This window comes from Mycobacterium sp. 852002-51971_SCH5477799-a, assembly GCF_001667145.1.
In the GTDB taxonomy this organism is placed as follows: domain Bacteria; phylum Actinomycetota; class Actinomycetes; order Mycobacteriales; family Mycobacteriaceae; genus Mycobacterium.
Genome location: NZ_LZIF01000110.1, coordinates 68,938 through 78,576 on the forward strand (window position 1 = coordinate 68,938; position 9,639 = coordinate 78,576).

Annotated in this window: 11 protein-coding genes; 6 read left to right on the top strand and 5 right to left on the bottom strand. The window is 66.1% G+C overall.

Translation table 11 applies throughout. The annotated features are described in order from the left end of the window. Positions 1-6: 6 nt before the first annotated feature. Genes A5753_RS17335 through A5753_RS17345 form a run of 3 tightly spaced genes read right to left on the bottom strand, consistent with a single transcriptional unit; the run spans position 7 to position 3,282 of the window. Positions 7-1,563 (bottom strand): MlaD family protein, encoded by a 1,557-nt coding sequence (locus A5753_RS17335; RefSeq protein ID WP_067130674.1) that lies wholly within the window; start codon positions 1,561-1,563, stop codon positions 7-9. 11 nt (positions 1,564-1,574) lie between these two features. Beyond that, positions 1,575-2,438, bottom strand: coding sequence for an ABC transporter permease (locus A5753_RS17340; RefSeq protein WP_067130677.1), 864 nt, complete (start codon positions 2,436-2,438; stop codon positions 1,575-1,577). Position 2,439: 1 nt separating this feature from the next. Then, on the bottom strand, positions 2,440-3,282 hold the full coding sequence (locus A5753_RS17345; RefSeq protein ID WP_067130680.1) for an ABC transporter permease: 843 nt from the start codon (positions 3,280-3,282) through the stop codon (positions 2,440-2,442). Between the two features lie 305 nt (positions 3,283-3,587). On the opposite strand from A5753_RS17345, the gene A5753_RS17350 reads away from it, so the two are divergent. The 5 genes from A5753_RS17350 to A5753_RS17370 all read left to right on the top strand — a co-directional run bounded on the left by A5753_RS17350 (position 3,588) and on the right by A5753_RS17370 (position 7,382). Beyond that, positions 3,588-4,217 carry a TetR family transcriptional regulator gene (locus A5753_RS17350; RefSeq protein WP_067130683.1) on the top strand — a complete coding sequence of 210 codons (630 nt, stop codon included), beginning with the start codon at positions 3,588-3,590 and terminating at the stop codon, positions 4,215-4,217. 26 nt (positions 4,218-4,243) lie between these two features. Further along, positions 4,244-4,525 (top strand): phosphoribosyl-ATP diphosphatase, encoded by a 282-nt coding sequence (locus A5753_RS17355; protein WP_065056338.1) that lies wholly within the window; start codon positions 4,244-4,246, stop codon positions 4,523-4,525. 2 nt (positions 4,526-4,527) lie between these two features. Continuing rightward, on the top strand, positions 4,528-5,382 hold the full coding sequence (gene hisG, locus A5753_RS17360) for an ATP phosphoribosyltransferase (protein WP_067130727.1): 855 nt from the start codon (positions 4,528-4,530) through the stop codon (positions 5,380-5,382). 120 nt (positions 5,383-5,502) lie between these two features. Continuing rightward, positions 5,503-6,015: a DUF4126 domain-containing protein gene (locus tag A5753_RS17365; RefSeq protein WP_067130685.1), complete on the top strand. Its 513-nt coding sequence runs from the start codon at positions 5,503-5,505 to the stop codon at positions 6,013-6,015. After that, on the top strand, positions 6,012-7,382 hold the full coding sequence (locus tag A5753_RS17370; protein ID WP_067130688.1) for an FAD-containing oxidoreductase: 1,371 nt from the start codon (positions 6,012-6,014) through the stop codon (positions 7,380-7,382). The genes A5753_RS17365 and A5753_RS17370 overlap by 4 nt, the downstream gene beginning before the upstream one ends. An 11-nt stretch (positions 7,383-7,393) precedes the next feature. On the opposite strand, the gene A5753_RS17375 is transcribed toward A5753_RS17370, so the two are convergent. Continuing rightward, positions 7,394-8,290, bottom strand: coding sequence for a RecB family exonuclease (locus A5753_RS17375; protein WP_067130691.1), 897 nt, complete (start codon positions 8,288-8,290; stop codon positions 7,394-7,396). Between the two features lie 73 nt (positions 8,291-8,363). Between A5753_RS17375 and trmI the strand changes: the two genes are divergently transcribed. Then, on the top strand, positions 8,364-9,209 hold the full coding sequence (gene trmI / locus A5753_RS17380) for a tRNA (adenine(58)-N(1))-methyltransferase TrmI (protein WP_067130694.1): 846 nt from the start codon (positions 8,364-8,366) through the stop codon (positions 9,207-9,209). Positions 9,210-9,271: 62 nt separating this feature from the next. On the opposite strand, the gene A5753_RS17385 is transcribed toward trmI, so the two are convergent. Further along, the gene (locus A5753_RS17385) at positions 9,272-9,571 is read right to left on the bottom strand and encodes a DUF503 domain-containing protein (RefSeq protein WP_067130697.1); all 300 of its coding nucleotides are present in this window, start codon (positions 9,569-9,571) and stop codon (positions 9,272-9,274) included. Between the last annotated feature and the right edge of the window lie 68 nt (positions 9,572-9,639).

Here is a 9,639-nt window from a genome sequence, read left to right on the forward strand (position 1 = left end):
GACATGTCAGTTGGCCTCCCCGGGCGGATGAGTCAGTGACACCGTGGTTCCGCGGGCAACCGGACCCAGCAGCAGCTCGGTGGCTTCGGTCGCGGGGGCGCCGGTGATCACACCGAGCATGTTTCGTTCGTACTGACTCCCCACGGGGCCCACGTTGCCCCCGAAAGCGGCCTGCGGAATCCAGGGCGCCTTGGGCGCCACCGGCGCGACCCAGGGCTCGTGCTCTTGTGGTGTCGCCGGCGCACCGGGCCTGGGGTTGTCGGGATTCGCGCTGCCGGGAACTGGTGGCGACGGCGTAATCCCCGGGGCCAGCGGCGGATTGGGATCGGTCAAGTTCGGGGTCGGGTTGATCAACGGCGGACCCACCGCGACGAGGTTCCCATCCGGGCCGATCACGGTGCCGGGCGGCGGAGCCAGGTCCTTGGGCGGCTGATAGTTCTGGGGCAGCAGCACCTCGGGCAGATCGGGCCGCACCGGAATCAGCGGTGCGGTAAAGCAACTGGGTGCCTTGAGCTCGCCGTAATGGGGACAGTCGGCGCGCGTGTAGGTGGAACTGGGCGTGAAGGTCAGCATCGCGCGCATATTGCCCAGGTTCGTGCGCGGGTTCCACACCTGTTGCATGAACTGGTTGGCCAGGTTGTCCAGCTTGGCGATGGCGGGCACGAAGTTGTTCGACTTCTGCGCCAAGATGCCGAGCACCGGCGTGAAATCCGTGGTGATCTTGATCAGCTGATCGATGTGATTGTCGAAGGATTGGCGGGTCGTGCCGACGGTGTAGTCGGCGCCCGACAGCAGCGAGGCCAACTGCCCGCGGGTCTCGGCGAAGGTCCGCATCGGCTCGACGGCCTGATGCAATGCGTCGAGGAGATCGGGTGCGGTCTGCGCGAGCCCAGTCGTCGCGTCGAGCAGCGCCGACACCGTCGATGGTCCGGCGTCGGTGCTGACAATCGAATTGAGTTGGTCGAGAGCGCGATTCAGTTGCGCACCGGCGTTCAGCAGGGTGACGCGGCGGTGGTCGGTGGCGGCGCCCAGGGCGGCCAGGATCCCGACCGACCGGTCGTCGCGGCCGCGTCCCGCGGCGGCGAGCAGATCACGCAGCTTGCTGACGGTCGTCTGGAACAGAACGGTCGGCATCCGCTTGTCCTCCAAAATGTGGGCGCCGGCGCGAATGTTCGCGCCGGGGCCGTTGCCCACCAGTTGGACCGACGACACGGCGAAAACGTTGCTGGGCACCACGCGTGCGGTCACGGCGGCCGGAATCGACTTGGCGTATTCCTTTTTGAGGTCGATGTGGACGTAGTTGGGCTTGCCGTGCGCCGCAGGGACGACGCCATCAACCATTCCCACGAGCACGCCGTGGTATTTGACGTCGGACTTCTGCGGAAGGCCATCGCCGACGTTGACCAGATCGGCTACCACCCGCACGTAATCGTTCAGTCTGCCAGTGGATTTGACCAACATCGCGGTGGTGACCAGGACGCTGACCACCACCACCGCAATGCCGATGCCGAACAGCTGCCGGTCGGAGGGGCCGCGACCGTCCAGCTCAAAGGAATTGGGCATGTTCCACCGGCCTAGCCGCCGAACCTTGCGCCGGAGTCGACGCCCCACAGCGCCATGGTGAGCAGCATGTTCACGATGATCACGACGGTGATGCTGGCCCGCATACCGTGGCCAGCGGCGACCCCGACGCCTTCGGGCCCGCCGCTGGCGTAATACCCGTAGTAACACTGGATCGTGGAGGCGATCCACACGAAGATGACGGCCTTGATCAAGGAATAGATGATGTCCTGGCCCGCCAGCATCAGCGTGAAGTAGTGCAGGTAGGAACCGGTCGAGCCGCCGCTGCCGATACCGACCACGATCTGTGTGCTCAGGTAGCCGATCGCCAGGCACGCGGCGTAGAGCGGAACGATCGCCACCACCGAAGCGATCAGCCGGGTGGTCACCAGATAAGGGATCGGGCGGATGGCAATCGATTCCATCGCGTCGATCTCCTCGGCGATGCGCATGGATCCCAACTGCGCGGTGAAGCGGCAGCCACCCTGCATGGCGAACGCGAGCGACGCCATCAGTGGAGCCAGCTCGCGGGTGTTGACCAGCGACGAGACGAATCCGGTGGCGGGTCCGAGCCCGAGCAGGTTCAGGAAGTTGTAGCCCTCGATGCCGACGAGGGCGCCGACGGTCATGCCGAGCACGACGGCCACGCCGGCGGTTCCGCCGCCCACCACGATCGAGCCGTTGCCCCAGGTGATGTTCGACAACAGCCGCAGGAATTCGGCGCTGTACTGACGCAAGGCGAGTGGGACGGCGACCAGCGCCCGGACGAAGAAGACGAGCAGGTGGCCGAGCCGGATGATCGGCACCTTGCCCCGGCGGTAGAGCCGGACGAGCGGCATCGAGATCGGTGCGAAAGGCCGATAAGCGGAAGCCGTCACGTCACAGTCCCGTCCTGGGCGACAACATGATGTAGAGCTGGCTGATGGCGACGTTGACGATCATCAATAGCAGGATCGCCTCGACCACAGCGGCATTCACGGAGTTCGCGACGCCGGTCGGTCCGCCCTCGGTGGACAAGCCTTTCTGGCTCGCGACGACCGCTACGATGGCGCCGAACACGATGGCTTTGATCAGCGCCAAGATCATGTCGCCTGTGGTCGCGAACGACGCGAACGTCGACACGAAGCTGCCCGGCGCCCCATTTTGGAAATACACGTTGAACATGTAGCTCGCGAAGAACCCGGCGAAGCACACGACCCCGGTGAGGGCCACGCCGATCATCACCGCCGCGGCGAAGCGGGGGACAACCAGGCGGCGGATCACCGAAACGCCCATCACCTCCATCGCGTCGGTCTCTTCGCGCATGGTCCGCGAACCCAGGTCGGCGGTGATCGCCGACCCGACGGCCGATGCCATGAGGACCGCGGCCACCAGCGATGCCCCCTGCCGGATCACCGCGAGTCCGCTGGCCGCCCCGGCCAGCGACGTGGCACCGACCTGGCCGGCCAGCAACGCGAACTGGATCGACAGCGTGACGCTGATCGGCAGCGACACCAGAATCGTCGGCAACACGGCGGTGCCGGCCATGAACGCGCCCTGCCGGACGAACTCCTGCCACTGGAATCGCCCTGTCGCCAGGTCGTAGAAGAAATATTGAGCGGTTCGCACACCCAGGACGAACTGTTCACCTACCGTCGTCAGCGAGGCGACCGGGTGACGCTTGACGTACCCGACGGACCAGCCCCTGATGGCGGTAACACCATCAAGTTGTGTCGTCGTCATAGCGGCGCGACCTGCGGTCCGTGCAGCAAACTCATCGTGCAGGTCATCGCGTGCCAGCTACCGCGTCCATCGGCGCTCTTCCCCACCCCTAAGCCGTGAGTGCCGAGCGGAGGCCTCTGCGCACCGTTGGACGCTATCCTTATTAAAATAGTGTCAACAAGTGTCGGGACTCCGCAGCTCACATGTGTGTGCCGCATCACACTAGCCTACTTGATAGGGACTTTCAATAGTGTAGAGTCACTCATCTCAGGTGATCACCTGACGGCCGCCTGGCGCTCGGCTGTCGAATTGACGAAGGTGGTGGCATGCCCTCAGCAAACATATCGTTGCGGGACCGACGCCGCGCTGAGCTGCTTTCCCACATCCAACAAACAGCGCACCAGCTGTTCGCCGAGCGCGGTTTCGAGGCGGTGACGACGGAGGACATCGCTTCGGCCGCCGGGATCTCCATCAGCACGTATTTTCGGTACGCGCCCACCAAGGAGGGCTTGCTGGTCGATCCGGTCCGGGAGGCGGCCTCCGAGATCGTGGGCGCTTACAACGCCAGGCCGCCCCACGAGTCCCCGGTTGAAGCGTTGATCCAGCTGTTCGTCACGCGCGCCATGGATGTCAGCGGGGTTGACAACCTCGATACCTGGCGCCTCGCTGTCGCGACGGCGCCGCACTTGTTGACCAAATCCGTGTTGGTGAGCGAAACCGACCACGGCACGCTGATCGAGCAGGTCGCTTACCGGATGAACGTCGATGCGACGGTTGATATTCGGCCCGCGCTGATGGTCCATACCAGTTTGGCCACGGTGCAATTCGTCCTCGATGGATGGTTGACCTCGGACATGGCCGAGAGCCCACCTTTCCACGAGCAGTTGGAGGAAGCGCTGCGGATCACGCTCGCCGGATTCGACGGACAAAGCGGCTCGAAAGCCTGCCGGGGCTAAACCGCCGTGACTTTGCTCGTCACCGCGTGAAACAATCGCTGGCCGTGAAGACCTTCGAGGATCTGTTCGCCGAACTGGGTGAGCGTGCCCGTACCCGGCCGGCCGGCAGCGCGACGGTCGCCGCACTCGACGGTGGCGTCCACGGGCTGGGCAAAAAGATCCTCGAAGAAGCCGGCGAAGTGTGGCTGGCCGCCGAACACGAATCCGATGACGCGCTGGCCGAGGAGATCAGCCAGTTGCTCTACTGGACGCAGGTGTTGATGGTGGCGCGCGGGCTGACCCTCGACGACGTGTATCGGAAGCTGTGACCATGTTGCGGGTTGCGGTGCCCAACAAGGGCACGCTGAGCGAACCGGCCAGCGAGATTCTTGCGGAGGCGGGCTACCGGCGCCGGACCGATTCCAAAGACCTCACCGTCATCGATCCGGCCAACCAGGTTGAGTTCTTCTTCCTGCGGCCGAAAGACATTGCCATCTATGTGGGTTCAGGAGAGCTGGATTTCGGCATCACCGGCCGGGACCTGGTGGCCGATTCCGACGCACCGGTGCGCGAACGGTTGGCGCTGGGGTTCGGCTCCTCGAGCTTTCGCTACGCCGCACCGGCGGGGCGCGACTGGAAGATCGCCGATCTGGCCGGCAGACGAATCGCCACAGCGTACCCGCATCTGGTCCGAAAAGACTTGGCCGGGCGCGGTATTGAGGCAACCGTCATCAGGCTCGACGGTGCGGTGGAGATCTCGATACAACTCGGCGTCGCCGACGCGATCGCCGACGTGGTGGGTTCCGGACGCACGCTGAGCCTGCACAACCTCGTCGCCTTCGGCGATCCGCTGTGCGATTCCGAAGCGGTGCTGATCGAGAGCGACCACGCCAGCAAGTCCGGGACGCAGACTGCGCGCGATCAATTGGTGGCGCGGATCCAGGGCGTGGTGTTCGGCCAGCAATACCTGATGCTCGATTACGACTGTCCCCGTTCTGTGCAGGACAAGGCCACAGCGATCACGCCGGGGCTGGAGTCGCCCACCATTGCGCCCCTGGCCGACCCGGACTGGATCGCCATCCGCGCGCTGGTGCCGCGTCGGGGCATCAACGAGATCATGGACGAGTTGGCCGCCATCGGCGCCAAGGCGATCCTGGCGTCCGACATCAGGTTTTGCAGGTTCTGATTTGCGCACGCGGTGCACAAGCCGCGGTTGTGTTAGCGTCCGCCTCGGGGGACAGCCCGGGTTGGCGTGTGGGTCGTCCCCGCATTCGTCGCCGGTGTTCGTCTCCCAGGAAGGTCTTCCGTGACACACGCACTTCTTGTCTTGCTGGCTTTACTGATTGGCGTCGTGGCCGGGCTGCGGTCGCTGACGGCGCCCGCCGTCGTGGCCTGGGCTGCCTTCATCGGCTGGGTCGATCTGCACGGCACGTGGGCGGGTTGGATGGCCAGCATCATCACGGTCATCGTCTTCACCGTTCTTGCCGTGGGCGAACTGGTCAACGACAAGCTGCCCAAGACGCCGGCGCGTACCGCGGCACCGATCTTCGCGGCCCGGATCATCACGGGTGGGCTTGCGGGCGCGGCCCTTGGCGCCTGGCCGCACTGGACATTCACCGCGCTCGGCGCCGGCGTCATCGGTGCGGTGCTGGGGACCCTCGGCGGTTACCAGGCGCGCAAACGGCTGGTCGCCAGGACGGGCGGCAGGGACCTGCCGATCGCGCTGCTGGAGGACGCCGTCGCGATCGTGGGCGGGTTCGCCATCCTTGCGGCGACGGGTCACGTGCTGACCGAGTACCTGCTGACTGCGGTTAAGTGACGGAACATTTCGACGCGATCATCGTTGGCGCCGGCCAGGCCGGCCCGCCGTTGGCAGGCCGGCTGACCGCAGCCGGGCAGCGCGTCGCGGTGGTGGAGCGCAAGCTGATCGGCGGCACCTGCGTCAACACCGGGTGCATCCCAACGAAGACCCTGGTGGCCTCCGCGCATGCCGCGCACCTAGCGCGCCGCGGCGCCGAATACGGCGTCGGCACGGGTCCGGTCAGCGTCGACATGGCGAAGGTCAAGGCCCGCAAGGACGAGATCATGCTCGGCGACCGCAAGGGCGTCGAGGATTGGCTCGAGGGCATGAACGGCTGCACCGTGTTTCGCGGTCACGCCGTCTTTCAGGATCCGCACACGCTGCGGGTCGGTGATGAGGTGCTGCGCGCGGACCGGATCTTCCTCAATGTCGGCGGGCGTGCCGTGGTGCCCGACATCCCGGGCCTGTCCGGCGTCGACTTCCTGACCAACGTGTCGGTTCTCGAACTCGACACGGTGCCAACACATCTCGTCATAGTCGGCGGCAGTTACATAGCGCTGGAGTTTGCGCAAATGTACCGGCGGTTTGGGGCCCGGGTGACCGTCGTCGAACGGGGACCGCGATTGGCGTCGCGCGAAGACGAGGATGTCGCGGCCTCCGTGGAAGGCATCCTTCGTGCCGAAGGCATCGATATCATCGTCGGCGCCGACGATGTCCGAATAACCAAGACCGGCAACGGGTTCGAATTGACTCCTCGCGAGGGTGCCTCCGCCGTCGAAGGAAGCCATTTGTTGCTGGCGGTGGGCCGGCAACCCAACACCGACGACCTGGGCCTGGAAGCCGCCGGGGTGCAGACCGACGCCCGCGGCTACATCGTGGTCGACGACCGGCTCAAGACCAGCGTCGATCACATCTGGGCGATGGGTGACTGCAACGGGAGGGGCGCGTTCACCCACACCTCCTACAACGACTTCGAGATCGTCGCCGCCAACCTGCTGGACGACGACCCGCGCCGGGTGAGCGATCGCATCACCACCTACGCGCTCTACATCGATCCGCCGCTGGGCCGTGCCGGCATGACCGTCGATCAGGTGCGCTCGTCCGGGCGCAAAGCACTGGTCGGCAAGCGGCCGATGACCAGAGTGGGCCGGGCGGTGGAAAAGGGTGAGACACAAGGCTTCATGAAAGTCGTGGTGGATGCCGAAACCCAGGAGATCCTGGGGGCGGCGATCCTCGGGGTCGGCGGCGACGAGGCTATCCACGGCATTTTGGACGTGATGTCGGCCAAAACTCCCTACACCACGCTGTCGCGGACCATGCACATCCATCCCACGGTCAGCGAGCTGATTCCCACGATGCTGCAAGAGCTCTCGCCGCTCGACTAGGGGCCCGCCGACTAGGCCGCCGGTTCCGTCGGGCACGAAACAGTCTGTGCGCCAAGCGATTCCGGCCACCCCGGGTACGGCGGTGGGGTTCCGCCGAACAGCGGGCAGTGCTGCTGATGGGGACACCAGTCGCACAACGGCGACTTGGTGGGACGGAAATCTCCCGTCTGACCGGCGGATTGGATCGCCCGCCAGATCGCCATCAGCGTCTTCTCGAACCGCAGCAGCTCGTCGTGGTCCGGCGTGTAGTCCAGCACCTGGCCGTCGGCCAGATAGATGAGCCGCAGCCGGGTGGGCTGCACACCTCGCGACCGCAGCAGCGCCACCGCATAGAACTTCATCTGGAACATGGCCTTGAATTCGGCCAGGGCTCGTGCTTCCGGCGGTGCCTTGCCGGTCTTGTAGTCGACCACACGAAGCTCGCCGGTGGCGGCGACATCGATCCGGTCGATGAAGCCACGCAGCAGCGTGCCGTCGGCGAGTTCTACCTCCACCCGCTGCTCACAGCACTCCGGGTTGAAACGGGTGGGGTCCTCGAGCTGGTAATACCCGGCCAGCAGCGCCTGCGCCTCGACCAGCAGCTGGGTGCGCTGCGCCGGATCCAGCTCGGCGGTCACCCCGGGTGTCGCGGCGACGATCTGTTCCCACGCCGGCTCTACCAGTGACATTGCGGTGTCGCGGCCGCGCTCCTCCGCGGGCAGGCCGTAAAGATGCTGCAGGGCGGCGTGGACCAGGGATCCGCGCATCTGCGCGGTCGACTGCGCCTCGGGCAACCGGTCGATGGCCCGGAACCGGTATAGCAGCGGGCACTGCTTGAAGTCGGCGGCACGCGAGGGCGACAGGGCCGGGCGGTACACCTGCCCCGCTGGGCGCTCCGCCGACCCCGGTGCCTCCGGCTGGACCATCATGTCGGCAGCCTAGGACTGGGCGCCGACAACCCCCAACACCCGCGGCGGCGAGTCGGCTGGCACGCTGGACCGCGTGTCCGTAACCGGCCCGTTCACCGAGGGCGAGCGTGTCCAGCTCACCGACGCGAAGGGTCGCCATTACACGGTGGTGCTCACCGCGGGCGCCGAGTTCCACACGCATCGTGGGTCGATTGCGCACGACGCGCTGATCGGGCTGGAGCCGGGCAGCGTGATCAAGTCCACCAACAACGCCGTGTATTTGGCGATGCGGCCCTTGCTGATCGACTACGTCATGTCGATGCCCCGCGGACCCCAGGTGACCTACCCCAAGGACGCCGCGCAGATCGTGCACGAAGGCGACATTTTTCCGGGCGCGCGGGTGCTGGAGGCCGGCGCCGGCTCCGGCGCGCTGACCTGTTCGCTGCTGCGCGCGGTCGGACCCGAAGGGCGGGTGACCTCCTACGAACAACGCGCCGACCACGCCGAGCACGCGGAACGCAACGTGTCGGTATTCCACGGTGGTCGCGCACCCGACAACTGGCAACTGATCATCAGCGACGTCGCCGACTCCCAATTGCCGGACGGCTCCTTCGACCGTGCCGTGCTCGACATGCTCGCGCCGTGGGAGGTGCTGGAGTCGGTCGCGCGCCTGTTGATCCCCGGCGGCGTGCTGATCATCTATGTAGCCACCGTCACCCAGCTGTCGCGCGCGGTCGAGGCGCTACGGGCGCAGCAGTGCTGGACAGAGCCGCGTTCCTGGGAGACATTGCAACGCGGTTGGAACGTCGTGGGTCTGGCTGTGCGGCCGCAGCATTCGATGCGGGGACACACGGCCTTCCTGATCTTCACGAGACGGCTCGCGCCGGGCGTTGTCGCTCCGGTGCCATTGGGTCGCAAGCGCGAAGGCCGCGACGGCTAGGCGATCTATCCAAGCGCGGCGTGGCCGGGCGCGGCGGGTCGACCACCGTTTGGCTAGGCGATCTAGACGAGATCCTCGCTGCGCACCAGGGAGCGCCGCACCGACAGCAACTCGAACTCGGGATGCGCGGCCACCAACCGTTCGGCCGCGTCCAGGACGTCGACGGCGTGGCCCCGGTCGCCAGAGACCGTGGCGACGCCGATGCCCGCTCGCCGGTACAGCTCGTGGGAACCCGTCTCGGCCGCCGAGACGCTGAACTTGCGCTGCAACTCGGCGACAACCGGGCGAACGACCGATCGCTTCTGTTTGAGGGATCGAACGTCGCCGAGCAAAACGTCGAACTCAAGCCAGCCGATCCACATGCCGCGGGTCAACCCGGCGGGTTTTGCTGATCGGGAGCGGGCTCCGGCGCGGGGGCGGGCTCGGGAGC